Genomic DNA, 19,878 nt, shown 5'->3' with positions numbered 1-19,878 from the left:
GGCGGCGGCGAACCTCGGCACGGTGAAACCCGCGGTCCGGCGCGGGTTCATTCGTGTCCGTGATCGGCGCTCACCGGGGTGGATTCGGGCCCAGGACCGTGCGGATCACCTCGGTGCGCAGCGGGAAATCGAACTCGCCGTCGGCGGTCTCCGGTGTCGCACGCAGGTAGTCGAGGATCCGGCCGAGCACTTCGGCTCGTTCTTGCGCGGAGATGACCACGGTGTGTGAATTGGTGCCGATGGACACGGTCAGCGATTCGGCGGTCCGTCGCTGGCTGTGCGCGAACTCGGCGTACTCGAACGGCGCGAACAGCGGATGCGCGGGCAGCGCGTCATCGGACGACGACGGCGGAAACGAAGCGGACGAGCGCGAGACGTCCCGCAGCCCCGCGACCCAGTCGACCTTGTTGTCGTCGTTGTTCCAGATCGCGGCGAACACCCCCTCCGCACGCAGCACCCGCGCGATCTCGGGAAAGGCCAGCGCCTGATCGAACCAGTGGAACGCCTGCCCGGCGAGCACCGCGTCCACCGACCCGTCGGCCAGCGGAATCGCCTCCGCCGTACCGGACAGCGCCGTCACGCCGGGATAGAGCCGAACGAGTTCAGCTCTCATCGCCTCATCGGGTTCCACCGCGATCACCTCGACCCCCGCAGCGAGTAAGCCTCCGGTGAGCTTGCCCGTCCCCGCCCCCAAATCCAGAACGACAACCCCATCCCGTTCCGCGACCGCATCCAGCGCCCACCGAATCCCCGCCTCCGGATAGTCCGGTCGATGCTCGGCGTAGACGGCTGCCTGCGCGCCGAACGAGCCCGCTCGTCGCTTCCGGCGCTGGACTTCGTCCGCGGTCCTGTCCTCGGAATTGCCGATTCCCACCATGGTAGGAAGCTACCTACCGCCGTGGCGCCGCGGAATGGTCGCGCGGGTGGTGAATTTTATTGGGGTGCAGAGAGAATGGCCACCATGGATTGGACCAATGTGGCGGTTGCCTCGATCACGGTTGTCGGCACGCTCGGGGGCGGCATCGTGACCCAGGCTTTCGCGATTCGGAGCAAGCGAATCGATGCGAAGGTGCAGCGCGACAATCGGGCGGAGGAACTGCGGGAACTCACCCGAAAAGAGGCCACCGACGAGAAGCGGACGGTCTACGCGGGCCTCAACACCACGGCGCATTCCTGCCGAGCGGCTATCCGGCACTATCTCGACGAGAAGTGCGGCGGGCGCACTCCTGATCTCGCCAAGTTCGAGGCAGCGCGGGAGGCGCTGCGCGACAGCTATTCCCGTGCGCAGATGGTGGTGTCGGACCGAGCGCTCGACTTCGCGTCCGAGGTGAATCGGTGCCTCGACGTCGGCCATCGCGCATCGCTCGAGCTCGACGAGAACGACGCCGTGGCGGTGGCGGCCCTCTATCGCTTCGTGGACGACTCGCTGGGCTTCGGTGTTCGCCTGTTGCGTCGAGCGATCCGGGAGGATCTCGGGATCGAACCCGGCGTCGATGCCGATCTCGACGGCCACCTCGTCACGCTCAGGAGCAGGCGCCACGAGTTCGTCGGGAGGACACCTCCGACGTGACCGCTCAACAGCTCGACCTCCCCGGTTGAGGTGGATGGCTTCGAATGTCCGCTGTGTCCAGCGCGCTCGTGTCACTCCGTGGCATCGCCTCGACGGTCGAGCGGAAGCAGGATCGGGCTGAGTAGGTATTCCGAACGATCCGGGGTGGCCGGGTTGGCGAGGTGGGGGGTGATGGCGGCGCGCATGCCGGTGATCAGTCGGTCGAGTTCGTCGGGGTCGAGCCACAGCGAGTGCTGGCGGTAGCCGACGAGATCGTCCACCGGGTCGGCGCGGTCGTCGGTGATGTAGGCGTCGAATTCGGCGAGCAGGGTGGCCATCGCGGCGACGAAGATCTGGCGATGGTCCGCCGGTGTCACGGTGGTGCTGTCGATGCTCGCGCGTTCGCGGCGTAGTCGGTAGCGCCGCTCGACCGCCCCGCGGACGCGTCGTTCGTCGACGACCTCGAGCACGCCACCAGACGCCAGCAGATCGACGTGGCGGTACACCGTCGCCTTCGAGGACTCGGGTACCAGTGCGCACAGCTGCGCGGTCGTGTGCGTCCGGCCGCCCGACATCGCGTGCACGATGCGCAAGCGCACCGGGTGTGTCAGTAGCTCCAACGAGTCCATGCGTCGATGTTCTCATATGTGCTACCTTTCGCAAAGATGAGAACGATGAATGGGAGGGCACCCATGGGTGGCAACGAAGCGGCGCAAGCGGGTATCGAGACGTGGCAGATCCCGGACTATGTGAATCCGGCGGCCTTCGCTGATCGCGAGGTCACCGTCGGCTCCGATGAGCTCGCCGTCGCAGGTGTCCTGAGCGTGCCGCTGGCCCCTGGACCGCACCCGGCGGTCGTCATCCTGGCCGGTGGCGGCGCGTTCGACCGGGACGGAACCGTCGGCCCGAACCGGATCTACCGAGATATCGCGTGGGGACTGGTTTCTCGTGGTATCGCGGTCCTGCGCTTCGACAAGGTCACCCTCACCCACGCCGACGCGGTCGCTACCGCCGCGGCGTTCACCGTCCGCGACGAGTACCTGCCCCATGCCCTCGCGGCCATCGAAATCCTCAGGGCGACAGAGGGTGTCGACGCGAGGAGAATCCATGTGGTCGGCCACAGTATGGGCGGGAGGATGGCTCCGTGCGTGGCCGATGCCGCTCCCGAGGTTGCCGGGATCATCACCTTGGCGGGTGACACTTCGCCGATGTGGTGGGCTGTGGTGCGCGTTCTGCGCCACCTCGCCGAGGTTGATCCGCTCGCGATCACGGCCCTGCCACCTCTCGAGACGGTGATCGAGCAGGCGAAACGGGTGGACAGTCCCGAGCTGTCACTCGAGACGCCGGCCGAGGATCTCCCGTTCGGCCAGTCCGCCGCCTATTGGCTGGACCTGCGCGCGTACGACCCGGTCGCGGTCGCGGCCACCCTCGACATCCCGATGCTGATCCTGCAGGGCGAGCGCGACTACCAGGTCACCGTCGAGGACGATCTCGCGCAGTGGCGAGCGGGCCTCGCCGGCCGAGCGGATGTCGACATTCGCACCTACCCCGACGACGACCACCTGTTCTTTCCCGGCGACGCACCCTCGATGCCCGCGGATTACGCGCGGGCGCAGCACGTCGACGGTGCGGTCGTGGCCGACATCGCGCAGTGGATCACGGCACACTGACCGCCACTGCGCCGTGGCCGCGGCCCGGCATGGTCGCTGCGGCGATGAGCATGACGACAGCCATGGCGAGCATCGCGACGAAGACCAGGTGGATGCCGTGGGCGAGTTCGCCGGGTGTGGGGCGGTCGGGGTTGTGGATGCCGGCGTTGACGATGGCGCCGAACAGCGCGACGCCCAGCGCGCTGCCGAGGGAGCGGGCGAACATGTTGGCGGAGGTGACCACGCCGCGTTCGTGCCATTCGGCGCTGGCCTGGGCGGCGATGAGGGTGGGGGAGGCGACCAGGCCCATGCCGCAGCCGATCAGGAAGCACGAGGCCGCGATCTGCCATGCGCTCGACTGCGGGCCGACGAGCAGCGTGGTCGCGCAGCCGAGCGCGGCGATCGTGCTGCCCACGACGCCGCTGATGCGGAATCCCCAGCGCAGGTACAGCCTGCCGGACAGGGTCGCGGCGAGCGGCCAGCCGAGCGTGAGCCCGCCCACGGTGAGCCCGGCCACCAGCGCGGTGGTCCCGAGCACGCCCTGGGCGAAAGTCGGCACGTACGAGGTCAATCCGAGGATGACGGCACCGACCAGCAGGGAGACCGTGCTGCTCGCGATCACCACGCGCCGGGTGAAGATCCACAGCGGCAGAATCGGATTCGCCGTCCGCAGCTCGACGACCGCGAACAGCGCCAGCACCGCCATGCTGCCCACGAACAGGGTGAGCGAGACCGGCGAGGTCCACTCCCAGGCCTGACCGCCCTCGAGCAGGGCGAGGATCAAGGCGCCCGCACCGACGGTGAGCAGGATCGCGCCGAGGTAGTCGATGCGCTGGGTGCGGCGCACCGCCGATTCGGTGAAGTGGCGCAACAACATCCAGGCCGCGACCGCGCACAGCGGAAGGTTGATCAGGAAGATCCACCGCCAGCTGAGATGGTCGGCGAACAAACCGCCCAGCAGCGGGCCGAGCACGGCCGAACTCGCCCACACCCCAGCCAGGTATCCCTGGACCTTGGCGCGTTCGGCCAGCGTGTACAGGTCACCGGCGATCACCATCGTCATCGGCTGGATCGCGCCCGCTCCGATGCCCTGGATCGCCCGGAAGGCGATGAGCGCCACCATGCTCGTGGCCAGCCCGCACAGCAGTGACCCCACCGCGAACGCCGCGATCCCGAACAGGATCACCGGCTTGCGCCCGACCATGTCGGCGAGCTTGCCGTAGATCGGCACCGTCACGGCCTGCGCGAGAAGGTAGATGGAGAACAGCCACGGGAACATCGCGAACCCGCCGAGAGTGTCGGTGATGGTGAGCACCGCTGTGGCGATGATGGTCGAGTCGAGGGCCACCAGCCCGGTGGAGAGCATGAGCGAGGCCAGGATCGGACCTCGTTCGGATCGCAGACCGACAGCCGGGCTCACGGTATCGGTAGCCACCGAGGTCCTTTCGTTGCATCGACTAACCACTCGGGTTCACGGTATCGGGGGCGCGACGGTTTCCGCGCGGCATTTTCCGAGGGTGTGACGCGATCGGTGTCGGGGGAAGTCGTCAGTCGGCAGCGAATCGCGCCGCGATATCGGCCGCGGTGACCTTGGCCAGTTCCACGAAGAACGGCACCCGCTCGTCGATCATCAGCGTCGCGGGTCCGCGCATGCCGAGGGCGAAGCGGCAGCGCCCCTGTGGATCCAGGATCGGCAGGCCGATGGTGCGAAATCCTGGATCCAGTTCGCGATCGTTGAACGCGTAGCCGCGCTCGCGCGTGGTGATCAGTTCCGCGCGCAGTTCCTCGGGGCTCGACACCGAACGTTCGGTGCCCTCTTCGTAAGGCAGCGAACGCAATTCGTCATCGCTGGCATCCGACCAGGCCAGCAACGCTTTGCCGAGTGCGCTGGCGTGCAACGGCAGTCGCACGCCCTGGAGCTTGTGTCCGTCGCTCTCGCGCCACCGGCTGGTCCCGAGCAGCACGGCGTGGATGCCGTGGCGGGTGGCCACCGACCCGGTCGCTCCGGTGGTGGCGGCCAGTTGCTCGAGGTAGGGCTCGGCAAGGTAGATCCGGTGTTGGCGATAGGCGATCTGACCGTATTCGGCCAGCGCGCCACCCATGCGGTAGCGACTGGACTCGGCGTCCTTCTCCAGGAACCCGGCCTGCACGAGCGCACCGAGCAGACGGTGGGTGGTGCTGACCGCCAAGCCCTGGGCGCGGGCGACTTCCGAGACTCCACGCTCCTCGCCGCCGCGGAAGCAGTCGAGTACCGAGAGGGCCCTGGTCACGGTCTGCACGCTGGAGGTCTCCACAGAGCCGACGGTAACACAGGTGTTCGAGCGCTCGACCTCCCAAATTTCCGCTATGTGGAAAACAAGCGCCCGTGAACCTCGATCACTTGCCATAGAACGACAAGTCCACCGCTGTCAAGCTTTCCGATCCGTGGAAAGGCATACCTCGTTCGAGACCACTCCCGCTCCTACGCTGCGAAGGCATCAACCCCCAGCCCCGAACAGGAGCCCCGATGTCCCGCAGGCTGCCGGCCTTCTCGCGGATCGCCCTCGCGATCGTCCCCGTCGTAGCCCTCGTCGCGGCGTGTGGCTCCGACTCCACGCCGGAACAGGGAGCGCAAGCCTCGTTCGTTCTCAAGGTCACCGATCCGGGCAACAGCGGCCCGCTCGCGGTCGGCAAGCGCGACGGCACCTTCGACGCCGCACTCGCCCCGCTGGGTGCCAAGATCGAATGGGTCAGCACCACACCGGGTTTCAGTTCCATGCTGAAGCTGTTCAACACCAGCGAACTCGATGTCTCCGGCGCCGCGTTCAGCCCTGTCGTCGGCGCGCTGTCCAAGGACGTCGGCGTGAAGATCGTCGCCGTGGCCGACCCGGCGGGTCAGGATCAGAGCGGCATCGTGGTGACCCCGGAGTCGGGCGTGACCACCGTGGCGGGCCTGGTGGGCAAGCGGATCGCGGTGAATCCCGCGGGCAAGGGCGAGTACATCACGCTCAAAGCGCTCGCCCAGGCGGGCATTCCGGCCGACAAAGTGACCCGGGTGCCGCTGCAGCAGAAGGACGCCGCTTCGGCCTTCGCGACCGGCAAGGTCGACGCGTGGGCCTCGTTCCTGGTGCCCTACCAGGAGGCCAAGGCTGCGGGCGCCAAGGAGATCGCCACCGAGAAGTCCGTCGGCTCCAAGGACAACACCGTGGTGGTGTTCCGCACCGAGGTCCTCGACAAGCGCCCCGATATCGCCGCGAAGTACCTGGAAGTACTGCAGGGACTCACCGCGAAGCAGAAGGCGGCGCCCGCCGACTTCGAGAACGTCTTCGAGAAGTCCGGCCCGCGTGCGCTGACCGGCGACCGGCTCGCCGACGCGGTCCGGGTCGGCGGTGAGGTCACCGTGCCCCGCCTGCCCGCCGAATCCGATGCCGTCGACCTGGCCGACGTGGTGAACACCTTCGCCGACAACGGCGTCATCTCCCGCCGGATCACCGCCGCCGACATCTTCTACGACCTGAAATCCAAGCTCACCCCGGACCAGCTCGCCGCGCTGAAGGGCAAGTGAGATGAGCACCCTCGCTTTGGCCCCGCCCCGGGCGCGCGTCGCCCGGCAGCGGCCGCGATGGTTGTCACTCGGCCTGCGCGCCGTTCTGCCCGCCGCTATCGTGCTGGTCTGGTGGGTCGGGTCGGCGAGCGGCGCGATCTCGCCGCGGGTGATCGCGGGACCCGGCGCGGTCTGGTCGGCGTTCGTCGAACTGTTCGACAGCGGCCGGCTGGTGGATTTCGCGCTCGCCTCGTTCGGGCGCGCGGCGGCCGGTGTCGCGATCGGCGTCGCGGTCGGGCTGGTGCTCGGCCTGCTGTCGGGATTGTCCAGCCTCGGGGAGGAACTGGTCGATTCGACCATGCAGATCGTGCGGGCGGTGCCGTTCCTGGCGCTGGTTCCGCTGTTCATCGCCTGGTTCGGGATCGACGAGCTGTACAAGATCCTGCTCATCGCGGTGGCGACGACGGCGCCGATGTACGCCTACACCTATCTCGGCGTGCGCAATGTCGACCGCAAGATGGTCGAGGCGGCACGCAGTTTCGGGCTCACCGGCACCCGGCTGGTGGTCGAGGTGATCGTGCCCGCCGCGCTGCCCGGGATTCTGATGGCGCTGCGGGTGTGCCTGTCGATCAGCATCACCGCGCTCATCGCCGCCGAGCAGGTTGGTACCCAGCAGGGCGTCGGCTACCTGGTGACCCTCGCTCAGGAATACAACCGCACCGACTACATGGTGCTGTGCGTCGTGCTCTACGCGCTGCTCGGTCTGGTGTTCGACGCACTCGTGCGGCTCGCGGAACGCTACGCGATGCCATGGCGGAAGCAGGTGGCGATCCGATGACGACGACAACAGCCGCGCCGGTCCCAGTCGAGACCGAAGCCCCGGCCCCGGTTGCGGTATCGATCACCGGTCTGCGTAAGGCGTTCGGCGAGAAGACAGTTCTCGACGGAGTCGACCTGACCATCCGCCGCGGCGAGTTCGTGGTGCTGCTCGGCCCGAGCGGCACCGGCAAGACCACTCTGCTGCGTCTGCTCACCGGGCTCGAAACCCCCGATGCCGGTGAGGTATTGGTGCCTGCCCGACGCACGACGGTCTATCAGGAGCCCCGCCTGATCCCGTCGAAGCGGGTACTGGCCAACGTCATCGTCGGCCTGCGGCGCGGTAAGCCGCAACGCGAAGCCGGTCTGCGCGCACTGAACGAAGTCCACCTCGACGGCAAAGCGGGCCAGTGGCCCGCCACCCTGTCCGGCGGCGAAGCCCAGCGCGCCGCACTGGCCAGGGCGCTGGTGCGCGAACCGGAACTGCTGCTGCTCGACGAACCGTTCGCGGCACTGGACGCCCTCACCCGGCTCCAGATGCAGGACCTGGTCGGCGATCTCGTCGCCCGGCACCGGCCCGCCGTCCTCATGGTCACCCACGACGTCGACGAGGCGATCCGCCTCGCTGATCGGGTGATCATCCTCGACCGCGGCCGTTTCGCCGTCGACGAGGTCATCGATCTACCCCACCCGCGCGATCACGCGGCACCCGAAACCCTCGGTTACCGCACGCAATTCCTCGCCCAGCTCGGCGTCGGACCACACACCAGGAGCCTGTCATGACCGAAACCCTGTGGTACACCCGCTGCCCCGTGCCGACCGCGAGCGGTCTCGCGCACAGCCTCGGCTGGCTCGGCGAGACCGCCGCGAGCGCCGGCCTCGAGTTCGGCGTTCTCCAGGACGCGGGCCCCGAGCTCGCCGGCCACCACTTCTCCCACGACCTGTCCGGTCTGATCCGGGAAGGTGGCAATGTGCCCGCCCTGGCCGCTCGCGCGCAGGGTTCACCCACCCGCCTGATCGGGCTCACCTGGATCGACGAGTCCCAGGCGATCCTGGTCGGCCCCGATTCGCCGGTCACCGACGCGGCGGGCCTGGCCGGTCTGCGCATCGGCGTCCCCGCATGGGCCCAGGACCAGGCACGCAGCTTCCCGCGCGCGATGGCACTGCACGGCTTCGCCAACGCGCTGCGCCCCGCCGGGCTGACCCTGGCCGATGTCCGGGTCGTCGAGCTCGACGTCGAGCGGGATCCGCAGGTGCGCACCGCGATCCAGAGCGCACGGCGCTCGACGACGTGGGGTGTGGAGGAACTCCTCGACGGCAAGGTCGACGCCATCTACGTCAAGGGCGCCCGCGCCCAGGAAGTCGCCGAGGAGAACGGGCTGCGCGTCGCGGTCGATCTCGACGCCTCGGCCACCAAGCACCTGCGGGTCAACAACGGCACTCCGCGCCCGATCACCGTGCACGCGGACCTGCTGGAATCCCGGCCCGAGGTCGTCGTCGGCTTCCTCGCGCAGAGCCTGCGCGCCGCCGACTGGGCCGCCGGTGATCTCGACGGAGTCCGCGCGGTGCTGCAGCGCGAAACGCTGTCCGGTCCCGACGGTGTCGCCGCGGCCTACGGTGACGAGTTCCATCGCGGCCTGCATCCCTCGCTCACCACCGAACGCGTCGAACTACTCGGCGTGCAGAAACAGTTCCTCTACACCCACGGGTTCCTGGCCGCCGATTTCGATCTCGAATCCTGGGTGGCCCCTGAGCCGTTGGCTCGCGCGCGGGAACTCGTCGCCGCCGAGCGGGTGCCCGCATGACCGAGTTCGTGTGGCGGCTGCCCAGCCGCGGCGACGGTCGGCGCGCCGACCCGGCTCTGCGCGGTCGCGGCGGCTTCGGCCTGCCGACACCTCGCCTCGAGACCACCGACGTGCGTCCGGGCCGTTTCGGTCCGTTCGACGATCTCGCCCAGATCGTCGATGCCGCCGAACTGAACGGGTTCGACGATGTGCTCGCGCCCTACGATCCGCTCGGCGAGGAGTCCTGGATCGTGGCGGCCGCCGCCCTGCGCGCCACCCGCTATACCCGGGTGACGGTCGAATTCCAGCCCGCCTTCGGCACACCGGTGTACGCGGCCAAGGTGTCGGCGACCCTGCAGCGGCACTCGGCGGGCCGATTGAACTGGCGGTTGGCTGTCGACACCGACGCCGCCGAGGCCCGCTCGCGCGGCGATCGCGTCACCGGCGACGAGCGCTACGACCGCGCCGCGGAATTCCTCACCGTCGCGCGCGGTGTCTGGAACGAGAACGAGATCAGCGCCGCGGGATTCGCGGGCACCGGTTTCGACTACGCGGGCCGGTACTACGACGTCATCGACGGGGGATTTCGCGGCATCCTGTCCGGTCTGCCGTTCCCGACCGTCCACCTGAGCGGTACGTCGCCCGCCGCGCTGGCATTGTCGGCCGCGCACGGCGACGTGCACCTCTTCGCCGAGCAGGCCGACGGAACAGCGTCCGCCGTCACCGAACTGGGAGAGCGGGCCGCTGCGGCGGGGCGCCGGGTCCGGGTCGGTCTCGAGTTGCCGATCATCGCCAGGGAGACCGAGGACGAAGCCTGGGCCAGGGTCCACCGCCAGTGGGCCGAATTGGACCGTCCCGACGCCGTGACCGAACACGCGCTCGGCGACGGCCGGTGGGCGGGCTTCGACGCCCTCGGCTACGACCAGCGCATCGGCTTGGTCGGCAGTTACGAGCAGGTGGCACAGCAACTCTCGGCCTACGAGGCAGCAGGGGTGCAGACCTTCGTGCTGTCGGGCCACCCCAACATCGAGGAAATCCACCGCGCGGGCGAACACCTGCTGTTCCTCGCCGACCCGGCAGGCCGCACCCTCCCCACCGCGCAGGAGCTCACCGCATGACCATCGACGTCTACTGGCGCATCGGCATGGAAGGCGACCACGCCTCCCTGCGCACCCCGCGCCGCTACAACCGCGGCAACGCGGGCGGCTACGGGCCCGGAAATATCGCACCGGCCATCCGCGACGGCGCACTCGATCAGTACAGCTATCTCGACCATGTCGCCGCGGTCGCCAAGGCCTCGGAATCGGCGGGCTTCCTCGGCGGGCTGCTGCCCTCGTTCCCGGTGACCGACGACCCGTGGGCCGTGGCCGCCGCGCTCGCCGCCGAGACCACCACCTACCGCTTCATGGTGGCCTTCCAGCCCGGCTTCCTCCATCCCGTGCAGGCGGCCAGGATGTCGGCGAGTCTGCAACGCGCCACCGGCGGGCGGCTCGTCTACAACATCATCAGCGGTGGCGGCGGACCGGCCCAATTGTGGTGGGGAGACAAGGTTTCCCATGACGACCGCTACGCGCGGACGAGCGAATTCCTCGACGTGCTGCGTGGGGTCTGGGACGGCGAACCCTTCGACCACGACGGCCGCTTCTTCGGCACCGAAGGCGCCGCACTGCCACCGGGTCTGGCCGGACAGCCTTTCCCCGAGGTCTACTTCTCCGGCTCCTCGGGTGCCGCCGTCGCCGCGGCGGGCCGCCACGCCGACTACTACCTGTCCTGGCTCGAGCCCTACGCGGACCTGCGCGCCAAGTTCGACGGTGTCCGCCGCCACGCCGAAACCAGCGGCCGCACACCCAAGTTCGCGGTCCGCATCGACATCGTCGCCCGCCACACCGAGGAAGCGGCCTGGGCCGAAATCGAGAAGGGTTGGGCGTTCGTCGACCGCGAGGCCGCCAACCGTGCCGCCCAGGGCGACTCCGTCGGGGCGGCCCGGATCAAGGGCTGGGTGCCCGAAACCATCACCGGTTACCGCGATCTGGAAGTCCAGCCCAACGTCTGGTGCGGATTCAGCCTGATCCGCGGCGGCCCGGCCTTCGGCCTGGTCGGCAGCTACGAGCAGGTTGCCCAGCGGCTCGACGAACTGATCGACCTCGGCGTCGACGCCTTCATCCTCGCGGGCAACCCGCACCTGGAAGAGGCCTACCGGGTCGGCGAGGAAGTACTGCCACTGCTGGGCCGTTCCCGGCTCACCACCCCGTCCACCGAGACCGTCCTCGCGACGGCCCGATAACGCAGGAGCCCACTTTGACTACCACCGAAACCCGTCTGCCGGAGGCCGTCACCGCCTTCGTCGATGCGGTCACCCGTGACGCGGACACCGCGTTCCGGGTATTCCGGGAGACCGGAACCGTCACCGGTAACGGCACCGTCAACTTCGTCGAGCGCGTGCCCGGCGAGGAGATCGCCGTCGCCCTGAACGAGCCGGGCCCGTGGGCCGACGACCGGACCGTCGAGCCGGTTGTCGCCACCTTCGACGGAGAAGTGCTGTCCGGCAAGGGATCTGCCGGATTCGTCACCGGATACGCCAAGGTGTTCCGCGCTCACCCCGAGATCACCTCCGTCGTCCACATCCACACTCCGTGGCTGGGCGGCTGGGCCCAGACCCACCGCACCCTGCCGATCCGCTACGCCGCCTCGCAGCGACTCACCCTCTCGCGCGAGATCCCGCCACACATCGACCGCACGATCGGCGCGGGCGATTTCATCCTCGGCCGCCTGGAGGTCGACCCGCACCTGGTCGCGATCTTCGAGGCCAACGGTGGCGCGAACGTGATCGGTCGCGCCGGTCTGCTGGAACTGGCGAAGTTCGTCGTGCTGCTCGAGGAGGGCGCGCAGTATCAGGCGATCGCCGAAACCCTCGGCGGCTCGGTCGAATTCGATCCGTCGAATCTCGCCGTGCAGTGGCAGCGCAGCGGTCTGGCCGACGAGGCCCGTCGTCTCGGCTTGATCGGAGACGCGCGATGAGTGGTATCAGGGTCGGCTACTTCCCGCACAACAATTCGCTGTTCGTCCTGCGTCATCGCGCGATCCTGGAGCGGTCGCTGCCCGAGGTCGAATGGGTCGACCTGCGTGCGCTGCCGCAGCCCGAGCGAGTCGATCCCACAACCGCGCTGCCGAGCGAACATTCGGACTGGTTGTTCACCGAGGGCGGCTACGACATCATCGGCACCGGGTTCACCCCGCCGATCACCGCGCTCGCCAACCAGCGCGACATCGTCTATCTCGGCATCTCGGGCCCGCGCGTGGAGAACGGCAGGCTGGTCGCGACCGCGGCGAGCGGCATCACCTCCGCCGCGGATCTGCAAGGCAAGCGGGTCGGCATCGCGCACGGCTCGTGGCAGACCACCCTGTTGCTGTTCGCCCTCGACCAGGCCGGTCTCAGCTGGGCCGACGTCGAACCGGTCGATGTCGACGTGCGCGGGGGCGGCGCGGCGCTGCTGGCCGGTGAACTCGACGCCTGGGTCGGTACCTACCCCGGTCTTCAGGACGTGGAGGCGGCCACCGAGCTCGCCACGCTGGTCGACACCGCCTCGGTCTTCAGCCACCCGTCGCTGTGGTTCACCCGTCGCGACCTGGCCGAAAGCAACCGCGCCGCAGTGGAAGCGGTGCTGGCCGCGCTGCAGGAGTCCGACGCCTGGATCGCCGCCAACCCCCGCGAGGCGGCCCAGTACTTCGTCGACGACGCACAGGCACGCGGCATCCCCGCCGATCTGGATGCCTGGGAAGCGGCACTGCGTGGCCGTCCGTTCGGCGTGCACCCGGTGAGCGAGGACTTCCTCGACGAACAGCAACGCGCCGCCGACCTCCTCGCGGCCAACGGGCTGCTCCCGCGCACGATCGACGTGCGGTCCGCGGTGCTGCCGTGGATCGGTGAGGTGATCAGCGAACAGTCCGCGGCCACCGTCTGAGCCCGGAATGCTCGGGGTGATCGAACCGATCATCCCGAGCATCGCGTTCAGTCGCGCCGTGACCCGGTGACCCACACCGGCCCGGTGAGCAGCCAGATCACGGTGATCACCCCGAGGCTGCCGAACACCCCCATCAACTGCTCGCGTTGCGCGGCGTCGGCGACGGTGTAGCTCAACGCCAGGGTGAGCGCGCCGGCGATAGCCGCCGCACCGAGCCAGCGGGAGAAATCGGCCCATTCCTTGCGGGTGCGTTCCGGCCCGTACTTCGGGACCTTCACCGGGACCGGTCCACCGGCGAAGCGGTGGGCGAATCGCTCGTCGGCCCACCGGATCATCCGGCCACCGAACATCACCGTGCAGCCGAGATAGATTCCGGCGACACGATGGGCGAAGGTCACCTCGCCCCCACGGTGCAGGTCGATCGCTACCGCCACCACCAGCACCACATCCAGGACCGGCACCAGAGCCAGCGTCACGGTGCTCGCACGCGGCACCCGGATCACATAGCGCAGCAGCAAGCCGCCGACCACCAGCACCCAGAAACCGACTTCGCACGCGGCGATCGTCAGCAGTACGGGGTTGCTCAGTTCGTTCATTCCCCCACTGTGCCGGGCACGTCGGTCCACCGTCGTCCCGCTTGTGGTCCGCCGCCGGTCCGCCTTTCGGGGGACCCGGCCCGTGCAGGCGATGTGCTGAAATGGGGCATGCCCACGTCCCGCACGCTCCTGAGCCGGCTCGCGGACGTTTTCGACAGCTCGACCGCGGCTGCCGTCGGGCTGTTCCTGGTGGGCTTGCTGTTGTGGGCGGCGGGTGGCTGGGCGGTCGTGGTCGACCACGACCTGTATCCACCACCGGCGAAAGCGGCGCTGCTGTGCGCGGCGTTCGCGATCCAGCTGACCGCGCAGCGCAGACCCGCGCTCGCCTTCGGCCTGATGGTCGCGCTGCTGGCCGGTGACTTCGTGTTGGGTCCGTCGCTGCCACTGTGGATCGCGCTGACCGACGTGATCTTCTTGGCGGTCAGCACCGGATCGGATCGGCTGGGCGCCGTGGTCGGCTGGTTCTCGGTGACGGTGACCCTGGGCGGGTCGCTGCTGGCGCTCACCGTGTTCGGCGTCAGAGCGGCCTTCTACACCGGCTTGATCGGTGTCGCGCTCACGTGGTCGCCGCTCGGCTACGCCCGCTCGGTGCGGGCCTCGCGCCGCACGGTCGAGGCCGAACGGGCCGCGGCCCGCGCCGAACTCGCCGCCCGCGACGCCGAACGGTCCGCGGCGATCGGCGAGGAGCGCCGGCGATTGGCCCGTGACCTGCACGACGCGGTGGCAGGCCACGTTTCCGCCGTCGCGATCCTCGCCGAAGTCGCCCTCAAGGACCCCGCCAACACCGCGGTGCTGTCGACGATCCGCTCGAGCAGTCTGGCGGCGGTCGAGGAGATGCGCACGACCATCGACCTGCTCACCGCGCCCGACGACACCGCGGTGACCACGCGACTGGCCTCCCTGGACGGCCTGATCGACGCGGCCGAGGCGGCCGGCGGCTCGGTGAGATTGCGCCGACCCGCCGACCTCGAACTGTCCACCGCGGTCGAGGCCGTGCTCACCCGGATCCTGAGCGAGACTCTCGCCAACGCGACCAAACACGCCCCCGGCGCACCCCTCGATATCGAATTGCACCGCGATGCGACACGATTGGTGGTGACGGCGATGAATCCGATCCCGCCCGGCGCTCCGGTTGGGCAGGGAAACGGACTGCGCAACATGATGTTTCGCGCGGAATCAGTCGACGGCACCATCACCGCGGGCGCACAGGACGGCACCTGGCGGGTGTGCGCGCGAATTCCCCTGGGAGACAAGTGACAGTCACAGTGCTGGTGGCCGACGACCACGCCACCATCCGCGCGGGTCTGCGGATGCTGCTCGAAGTGTCCGGTGAGGTGCGGGTGATCGGCGAAGCGGCCGACGGCGCCGCCGCGGTCCGCCAAGCCAGGGCCCTGAGCCCCGATGTGGTGCTGATGGACGTGCGGATGCCGCGCGTCGACGGGCTGGAGGCGACCGCCGCCGTGGTCGCGCAGACCAGCGCGAAAGTGCTGGTCCTCACCACCTTCGCCATCGACGAATACGTCCTCGGCGCGCTCTCGGCCGGTGCGAGCGGATTCCTGCTCAAGTCCGTCGGTGGCGACGACCTGGTCAGCGCTGTGCTGGCGGTGGCCGAAGGAGACGCGGTCCTCGACCCGAAGGTGACGCGCGCGGTGATCGCGGCGCTGCCTCGCGCGGCCGATGTCGCGCCACCGCCCGATCTGTCCGCGCTCACCGACCGTGAACGACAGGTGCTCGCCGGTCTGGGCGCCGGTCTGTCCAACATCCAGATCGGTACCCGCCTGCGCATCGGCGAGGCCACGGTGAAAACGCACGTTTCCCGGGTGCTGAGCAAGCTCGGTGTGCAGTCGCGCGTGCAGGCGGCCGTGATCGCATCGCAGTCCGGTCTCGATCTGCCCTGATCGCGATCGGGTGCGAAACCGGCGATGTCCCGGTACCGCGTCGGGTACCGGGACATCGGGTCGGAACAGGGCTCAGCGTGCAGGTTGCGGGTCGGACTGTTCCGGACGGATCCGGCGTGATTCAAACCAATAGGTCAGGGAAACGGTGGTGTAGGAAGCCAGGACCACTGCTGCGGTTACCAGAAGAAACGCGACGAACAAGGGAATCAGGAAAGCCATGGTGCCCTCCTCGCGGTACGGTAGTCGTGCGATGAAGGTGGTGGTCAGCGCCTCGTCGCGCCGAATCTGAACGAGCCCCGCACGTTCGATACTAGGGGCACGGCGCGACGCGGGCACGGATCCGCGGCTGTGACTGCGGTCATGGTTTAGGCGGAGTGTCGCCCACGTCACCGAACCGCCCATGAGGTTGAATGTTCAACATATCTGGGTTCTACCGCGTCACGAGTTCTCGACATCGGCTTCACCACGAACAACCGACGAAGGAGCACCGATCGTGAGCATGATCCTGGCCGCAGTGCATGACACCTATAACGTCGTTGTCGCCCAGGTGGGCAATCCCACGCCGGAAGCGCCGCCGATGGCCGACAAGGTGATGCAGTTGGGCCGGTATTTCACCTGGATGATCCTGTTGTCCGGCGTCACCGCCATCACCTATGGCGGCGGCCGCTTCGCCTGGGAGAAGTGGAACGGCGGCGGCCTGCAATCGCCGAAGATGATCGCCAGCGCCATGGCGGGCGGCGCGGTCGCCACCAGCGCCGGCACGATCATGAACGCGGTCATCGGGGCCTGATCGCCGGCCCCGCTAGTGTCGGGGTCGTGCGTATCTTTCTCGCGGGCGCCACGGGCGTCATCGGATCACGGTTGCTGCCACTGCTGGTCGGCGCCGGTCACGAAGTGGCCGGCCTGACCCGTTCCCCGGGTAAAGCGGCGGCGGTCCGTGCCAGCGGAGCCACCGCGGTGGTCCGCGACGTCTATGACGCCGACGGCCTCACCACCGCGGTGCTCGACTTCGCGCCCGACCTCGTCATGCACCAGCTCACCGACCTGCCCGACGATGTGGCGCGACTGGCCGGCTCCGGCGAGGCGAACTCCCGTATCCGCACCGAGGGCACCGCCAATCTGCTCGCGGCGGCCGCGGCCGCCGGAGCGAAACGCTTTCTCGCCCAGAGCATCGCCTGGACGCCGCCGGCGGGCCGCGGTGACGCGATCGCGACCCACGAATCCGCCGTCCTCGCCGCGGGTGGCGTCGTCCTGCGCTACGGCCAGTTCTACGGTCCCGGAACGTACTATGAGTCCACCCCGCCGGCGCACCCACGCATCCACGTCGACACCGCCGCCGCGCGCACGCTCGAGCTGCTCGAAGCGCCGACCGGCATCGTGGTCGTGGTCGATCCGGAGTAGAGGCGCCGCCCCGGATAGGGAACAGTGAGGGGATGGCTGTTGACATAGACACCCTGCACGGCGACGACGACCTGCACGCCGCGGGCGCGCTGTTCCGGGCGGCGATGGTGGGATTGCCGCCGCTGCCACCACATCGCGACCACCTGTCCGAACCGGGCCGCACACTCGGCGCTCGCATCGATGGCCGGCTGGTCGGCACCGCGGAGTCCTACACCAGCTGGCTGGTCGTTCCCGGTGGCGCGCGCGTCTCACACGCCGCGGTCACCCATGTCGGTGTGCTACCCACCCACACCCGGCGCGGAGTGCTCACCGCCCTGCTGCGCCGACAGCTCGACGACATCGCCGAGCGAGGGGAAGTGGTGGCGACCCTGCGCGCGTCCGAGGGTTCGATCTACGAGCGTTTCGGGTACGGCGTGGCGAGTTCGTTCGCACGCCTGGACCTGCACCGAGGTCGAGCCCGCCTGCGTGACACGGCCCCGCCGTCCGGTCCGGTGCGTTTCGTCGAACCCGCCGACGCGTGGAAGCTGTTCCCGCAGATCTACGCGACCGCCGCGATCGCCTGGACCGGGGCGATCGATCGGCCCGGCTACTGGTGGAAGCTGAAGGAGCGCACCGCGGCCGAACCGGTGTACACCGTGACGCACGGCCCGGTCGGCGCCGAGGACGGGTTCGCGCGCTACCACCCGGTCGACACCGCGAACTGGTTCACCAGCCGCGAACGCACGATCGTCGTCGACGATCTCGTCGCGACCACCCCGCAGGCCTACCTCGGCCTGATCCGGCACCTGCTCTCGGTCGATCTCGTCGACAAGGTGAGTTTCGCGTTCGCGCCGGTGGACGCGCCGCTGCGGCATCTGTTCACCGACGAACGCGCGGTCGGCGTCGCGGGGGTACACGACGAAACCTGGCTTCGTCTGGTCGATGTCCCCACCGCACTGGCCCGCCGGACCTATCGCGACGCGCCGCCGGTGATCGTCGAGGTCGAGGACACGATCCGCACCGCCAACACCGGCCGGTACCGGATCTCCGCCGAGCAGGTGGTCGGGGTCGACGACCCCGCCGATGTCACCGTCGACGTCGCCACCCTCGGCGCGATCTACCTCGGCGGGTCGACATGGCGCCAGCTCGCCCTCGCCGGTCGTGTCGTCGAGCACCGCGCGGGTGCCGTCGACGCCGCCGACGACCTTTTCGCCACTCCCACACTGCCTTTCAGCGGCACCTTCTTCTGATCGACGTCACTCGCCGGGTCAGGGGCGGAACAGCCGCGCGGCGGGCGGCAGTGGGCGCAGGGTGTCGGAGATCTGGGCGACCAGCTGCCACGGGCGATCGAGGTCGGTGCTCGCTTTGCCGTTGGTGAGAACCGCACCGGACAGGCCACGATCGGGGTCGGCCCAGCCGTACTGGGTGGTGAGACCGCTGCGGCCGAAGTGCGACCCGGTGCCGCGGCCGAACTTGGACCGGCGGGCGCCGAGCTCGAATCCGGCGCGGCTGACGCGACCGGCCAGTCCGAGCATGCGATCGGCGGGGGCGATCGCGTCGCGCAGGGTACCGGTCCCGATGATCCTCGTTCCGTCCAGTTCGCCACCGCGCGCGAGGATTTCGTAGAAGCGGGAGAGTTCGTAGGCGGTGGTGACCAGGTTGCCGGAGGGGAGCTCGGCGGCCAGGAAAGCATCGTTGGTGGCCTTCGACGCCTTGTCCAGATGCCCGCCCAGGGCCTTGTTCGCCAGGAATCGGGCGAGCCGGGGTTGGGGTGGGCCGGTCTTGACGCTCGGCACGACCTTGCCGACATCGGCGGGATCGACGCCGAAGTTGTTCCAGCGGAAGCCGAGTGGGGTCAGCACCTGCTCGGCGAGGTGCTCGCGCATCCGCTTGCCGGTGGCGCGCTGGACGAGCAGGCGCTGGATCAATCCGCTGGTCAGCGCGTGGTAGACGCGAAAGCGGCCGGGCGCCCAGCTCGGCACCAGGTCGGTGAGAGCGGCGACGGCCAGGTCCTCGTCGAGGACCGCCGCGGTTCCGCTGTGTGGTGCGGTGATGAACGGAATGCCCGCCGAATGCGACAGCACATCGCCGACGGTGATCACGCCCTTGCGGTGGGCCGCGAACTCGGGAACATAGTCGGCCACCCGGTCTTCCAGCGCGAAGGCGCCCTGCTCGATGAGCATGAACATCAGCGTGGCGGCGACACCCTTCGCGGTGGAGAATCCGCAGAACAGGGTCTCCGGCGTCGCCAGGATCTTCTCGGCATCCGGTCCGTCGCTGGGTGCGTTGCCCCAACCGTGACCGATCGTCCGGTTCAGCACGATCCCGCCGTTGCGGCGCAGACACACCTGGATGGCGGGTGTCGTGCCCATCGCGTACCACGCGCGCACCGACGCCCAGATCGCTTCGACGTCGGCCCGCGAGGACCCGACGTCGGCCGGATCGTCCTCGTGGCCGATCGTCGTCACCGCGTCCAGGTTGTCGGTGACCCTCACCAGGGTGGCAGGAAGTGCGCTCATCGGGCCAGCCTACCGACGGTGAGCTGTGATAATCCTGAGCGCGCTGCCCGGTGAACGGTGGCACAGCGACGTCGACCGGTCCACGAAACCCGGAGTGCGACGACCGGGATCCTCGGTCTCGGCCGCCCGGTCGCCGAGGTATTCCTCGGTGTTCGGCCGCTGTGTGCCGGAGCCGCCGCCAGCTGCCCACAGCGGCGACGAT

At 69.0% G+C, this 19,878-nt stretch carries 22 protein-coding genes; 15 read left to right on the top strand and 7 right to left on the bottom strand.

The window, feature by feature from the left end; translation table 11 throughout:
• Positions 1–70: 70 nt before the first annotated feature.
• The gene (locus ACWF99_RS04445; RefSeq protein WP_452534641.1) at positions 71–877 is read right to left on the bottom strand and encodes a class I SAM-dependent methyltransferase; all 807 of its coding nucleotides are present in this window, start codon (positions 875–877) and stop codon (positions 71–73) included.
• A 21-nt stretch (positions 878–898) separates the two neighbouring features.
• Here ACWF99_RS04445 and ACWF99_RS04440 point away from each other — a divergent pair, with 21 nt between their 5' ends.
• On the top strand, positions 899–1,570 hold the full coding sequence (locus tag ACWF99_RS04440) for a hypothetical protein (protein ID WP_452534639.1): 672 nt from the start codon (positions 899–901) through the stop codon (positions 1,568–1,570).
• 71 nt (positions 1,571–1,641) lie between these two features.
• Here ACWF99_RS04440 and ACWF99_RS04435 read toward each other — a convergent pair whose 3' ends face one another.
• Complete coding sequence (locus ACWF99_RS04435) at positions 1,642–2,178, bottom strand: helix-turn-helix domain-containing protein (RefSeq protein WP_452534637.1); 537 nt, start codon at positions 2,176–2,178, stop codon at positions 1,642–1,644.
• A gap of 63 nt (positions 2,179–2,241) precedes the next feature.
• Here ACWF99_RS04435 and ACWF99_RS04430 point away from each other — a divergent pair, with 63 nt between their 5' ends.
• Entirely contained in the window at positions 2,242–3,219 is a 978-nt protein-coding gene (locus ACWF99_RS04430) for an alpha/beta hydrolase family protein (protein WP_452534636.1), read from the top strand.
• On the opposite strand, the gene ACWF99_RS04425 is transcribed toward ACWF99_RS04430, so the two are convergent.
• Both ACWF99_RS04425 and ACWF99_RS04420 read right to left on the bottom strand, forming a co-directional pair.
• Positions 3,206–4,633: an MDR family MFS transporter gene (locus ACWF99_RS04425; protein ID WP_452534634.1), complete on the bottom strand. Its 1,428-nt coding sequence runs from the start codon at positions 4,631–4,633 to the stop codon at positions 3,206–3,208. The genes ACWF99_RS04430 and ACWF99_RS04425 overlap by 14 nt on opposite strands.
• 112 nt (positions 4,634–4,745) lie before the next feature.
• Complete coding sequence (locus ACWF99_RS04420) at positions 4,746–5,492, bottom strand: IclR family transcriptional regulator (RefSeq protein WP_452534632.1); 747 nt, start codon at positions 5,490–5,492, stop codon at positions 4,746–4,748.
• Between the two features lie 212 nt (positions 5,493–5,704).
• Here ACWF99_RS04420 and ACWF99_RS04415 point away from each other — a divergent pair, with 212 nt between their 5' ends.
• From ACWF99_RS04415 to ACWF99_RS04380, 8 genes are read left to right on the top strand one after another with little or no spacing between them, the layout of a single operon-like run.
• A complete protein-coding gene (locus ACWF99_RS04415) occupies positions 5,705–6,742 on the top strand; it encodes an NrtA/SsuA/CpmA family ABC transporter substrate-binding protein (protein ID WP_378657601.1) in 1,038 nt (345 codons plus the stop codon).
• A gap of 1 nt (position 6,743) precedes the next feature.
• Positions 6,744–7,559: an ABC transporter permease gene (locus ACWF99_RS04410; RefSeq protein ID WP_378631083.1), complete on the top strand. Its 816-nt coding sequence runs from the start codon at positions 6,744–6,746 to the stop codon at positions 7,557–7,559.
• A complete protein-coding gene (locus tag ACWF99_RS04405) occupies positions 7,556–8,320 on the top strand; it encodes an ABC transporter ATP-binding protein (protein ID WP_452534630.1) in 765 nt (254 codons plus the stop codon). Before ACWF99_RS04410 ends, ACWF99_RS04405 begins: the two co-directional genes overlap by 4 nt.
• On the top strand, positions 8,317–9,342 hold the full coding sequence (locus ACWF99_RS04400; RefSeq protein WP_378631086.1) for an ABC transporter substrate-binding protein: 1,026 nt from the start codon (positions 8,317–8,319) through the stop codon (positions 9,340–9,342). Before ACWF99_RS04405 ends, ACWF99_RS04400 begins: the two co-directional genes overlap by 4 nt.
• Positions 9,339–10,439, top strand: coding sequence for an LLM class flavin-dependent oxidoreductase (locus ACWF99_RS04395; RefSeq protein ID WP_452534629.1), 1,101 nt, complete (start codon positions 9,339–9,341; stop codon positions 10,437–10,439). The genes ACWF99_RS04400 and ACWF99_RS04395 overlap by 4 nt, the downstream gene beginning before the upstream one ends.
• Complete coding sequence (locus tag ACWF99_RS04390) at positions 10,436–11,605, top strand: LLM class flavin-dependent oxidoreductase (RefSeq protein WP_452534627.1); 1,170 nt, start codon at positions 10,436–10,438, stop codon at positions 11,603–11,605. Before ACWF99_RS04395 ends, ACWF99_RS04390 begins: the two co-directional genes overlap by 4 nt.
• A 14-nt stretch (positions 11,606–11,619) precedes the next feature.
• The gene (locus tag ACWF99_RS04385) at positions 11,620–12,339 is read left to right on the top strand and encodes a class II aldolase/adducin family protein (RefSeq protein WP_378631090.1); all 720 of its coding nucleotides are present in this window, start codon (positions 11,620–11,622) and stop codon (positions 12,337–12,339) included.
• Positions 12,336–13,283: an ABC transporter substrate-binding protein gene (locus ACWF99_RS04380; RefSeq protein WP_452534625.1), complete on the top strand. Its 948-nt coding sequence runs from the start codon at positions 12,336–12,338 to the stop codon at positions 13,281–13,283. The genes ACWF99_RS04385 and ACWF99_RS04380 overlap by 4 nt, the downstream gene beginning before the upstream one ends.
• Before the next feature lie 47 nt (positions 13,284–13,330).
• Here ACWF99_RS04380 and ACWF99_RS04375 read toward each other — a convergent pair whose 3' ends face one another.
• Positions 13,331–13,879, bottom strand: a complete 549-nt coding sequence (locus ACWF99_RS04375) for a hypothetical protein (RefSeq protein WP_378631093.1) — start codon at positions 13,877–13,879, stop codon at positions 13,331–13,333.
• 108 nt (positions 13,880–13,987) lie between these two features.
• Between ACWF99_RS04375 and ACWF99_RS04370 the strand changes: the two genes are divergently transcribed.
• Both ACWF99_RS04370 and ACWF99_RS04365 read left to right on the top strand, forming a co-directional pair.
• The gene (locus tag ACWF99_RS04370) at positions 13,988–15,136 is read left to right on the top strand and encodes a sensor histidine kinase (RefSeq protein ID WP_452534623.1); all 1,149 of its coding nucleotides are present in this window, start codon (positions 13,988–13,990) and stop codon (positions 15,134–15,136) included.
• Positions 15,133–15,777 carry a response regulator gene (locus tag ACWF99_RS04365; RefSeq protein ID WP_378631096.1) on the top strand — a complete coding sequence of 215 codons (645 nt, stop codon included), beginning with the start codon at positions 15,133–15,135 and terminating at the stop codon, positions 15,775–15,777. Before ACWF99_RS04370 ends, ACWF99_RS04365 begins: the two co-directional genes overlap by 4 nt.
• 72 nt (positions 15,778–15,849) lie before the next feature.
• Here ACWF99_RS04365 and ACWF99_RS04360 read toward each other — a convergent pair whose 3' ends face one another.
• Complete coding sequence (locus ACWF99_RS04360; protein WP_452534622.1) at positions 15,850–15,996, bottom strand: hypothetical protein; 147 nt, start codon at positions 15,994–15,996, stop codon at positions 15,850–15,852.
• A 280-nt stretch (positions 15,997–16,276) separates the two neighbouring features.
• Here ACWF99_RS04360 and ACWF99_RS04355 point away from each other — a divergent pair, with 280 nt between their 5' ends.
• Genes ACWF99_RS04355 through ACWF99_RS04345 form a run of 3 tightly spaced genes read left to right on the top strand, consistent with a single transcriptional unit; the run spans position 16,277 to position 18,407 of the window.
• Positions 16,277–16,567, top strand: a complete 291-nt coding sequence (locus ACWF99_RS04355) for a hypothetical protein (RefSeq protein ID WP_211300305.1) — start codon at positions 16,277–16,279, stop codon at positions 16,565–16,567.
• A 26-nt stretch (positions 16,568–16,593) separates the two neighbouring features.
• Positions 16,594–17,178, top strand: coding sequence for an NAD-dependent epimerase/dehydratase family protein (locus ACWF99_RS04350; protein WP_452534620.1), 585 nt, complete (start codon positions 16,594–16,596; stop codon positions 17,176–17,178).
• Positions 17,179–17,210: 32 nt separating this feature from the next.
• Positions 17,211–18,407 carry a GNAT family N-acetyltransferase gene (locus ACWF99_RS04345; protein ID WP_452534618.1) on the top strand — a complete coding sequence of 399 codons (1,197 nt, stop codon included), beginning with the start codon at positions 17,211–17,213 and terminating at the stop codon, positions 18,405–18,407.
• An 18-nt stretch (positions 18,408–18,425) separates the two neighbouring features.
• On the opposite strand, the gene ACWF99_RS04340 is transcribed toward ACWF99_RS04345, so the two are convergent.
• The gene (locus ACWF99_RS04340) at positions 18,426–19,676 is read right to left on the bottom strand and encodes a serine hydrolase domain-containing protein (protein WP_452534617.1); all 1,251 of its coding nucleotides are present in this window, start codon (positions 19,674–19,676) and stop codon (positions 18,426–18,428) included.
• Positions 19,677–19,878: the final 202 nt, after the last annotated feature.

Source organism: Nocardia sp. NPDC055002 (genome assembly GCF_053608825.1).
This window is presented reverse-complemented; position numbering and strand designations above follow the sequence as displayed.

Coding starts and splice junctions, on each gene's coding strand:
- ACWF99_RS04445 (WP_452534641.1), bottom strand. CDS start 877: ATGGTGGGAATCGGCAATTCCGAGGACAGGACCGCGGACGAAGTCCAG.
- ACWF99_RS04435 (WP_452534637.1), bottom strand. CDS start 2,178: ATGGACTCGTTGGAGCTACTGACACACCCGGTGCGCTTGCGCATCGTG.
- ACWF99_RS04430 (WP_452534636.1), top strand. CDS start 2,242: ATGGGTGGCAACGAAGCGGCGCAAGCGGGTATCGAGACGTGGCAGATC.
- ACWF99_RS04415 (WP_378657601.1), top strand. CDS start 5,705: ATGTCCCGCAGGCTGCCGGCCTTCTCGCGGATCGCCCTCGCGATCGTC.
- ACWF99_RS04410 (WP_378631083.1), top strand. CDS start 6,744: ATGAGCACCCTCGCTTTGGCCCCGCCCCGGGCGCGCGTCGCCCGGCAG.
- ACWF99_RS04405 (WP_452534630.1), top strand. CDS start 7,556: ATGACGACGACAACAGCCGCGCCGGTCCCAGTCGAGACCGAAGCCCCG.
- ACWF99_RS04400 (WP_378631086.1), top strand. CDS start 8,317: ATGACCGAAACCCTGTGGTACACCCGCTGCCCCGTGCCGACCGCGAGC.
- ACWF99_RS04395 (WP_452534629.1), top strand. CDS start 9,339: ATGACCGAGTTCGTGTGGCGGCTGCCCAGCCGCGGCGACGGTCGGCGC.
- ACWF99_RS04390 (WP_452534627.1), top strand. CDS start 10,436: ATGACCATCGACGTCTACTGGCGCATCGGCATGGAAGGCGACCACGCC.
- ACWF99_RS04380 (WP_452534625.1), top strand. CDS start 12,336: ATGAGTGGTATCAGGGTCGGCTACTTCCCGCACAACAATTCGCTGTTC.
- ACWF99_RS04375 (WP_378631093.1), bottom strand. CDS start 13,879: ATGAACGAACTGAGCAACCCCGTACTGCTGACGATCGCCGCGTGCGAA.
- ACWF99_RS04370 (WP_452534623.1), top strand. CDS start 13,988: ATGCCCACGTCCCGCACGCTCCTGAGCCGGCTCGCGGACGTTTTCGAC.
- ACWF99_RS04360 (WP_452534622.1), bottom strand. CDS start 15,996: ATGGCTTTCCTGATTCCCTTGTTCGTCGCGTTTCTTCTGGTAACCGCA.
- ACWF99_RS04355 (WP_211300305.1), top strand. CDS start 16,277: ATGATCCTGGCCGCAGTGCATGACACCTATAACGTCGTTGTCGCCCAG.
- ACWF99_RS04345 (WP_452534618.1), top strand. CDS start 17,211: ATGGCTGTTGACATAGACACCCTGCACGGCGACGACGACCTGCACGCC.
- ACWF99_RS04340 (WP_452534617.1), bottom strand. CDS start 19,676: ATGAGCGCACTTCCTGCCACCCTGGTGAGGGTCACCGACAACCTGGAC.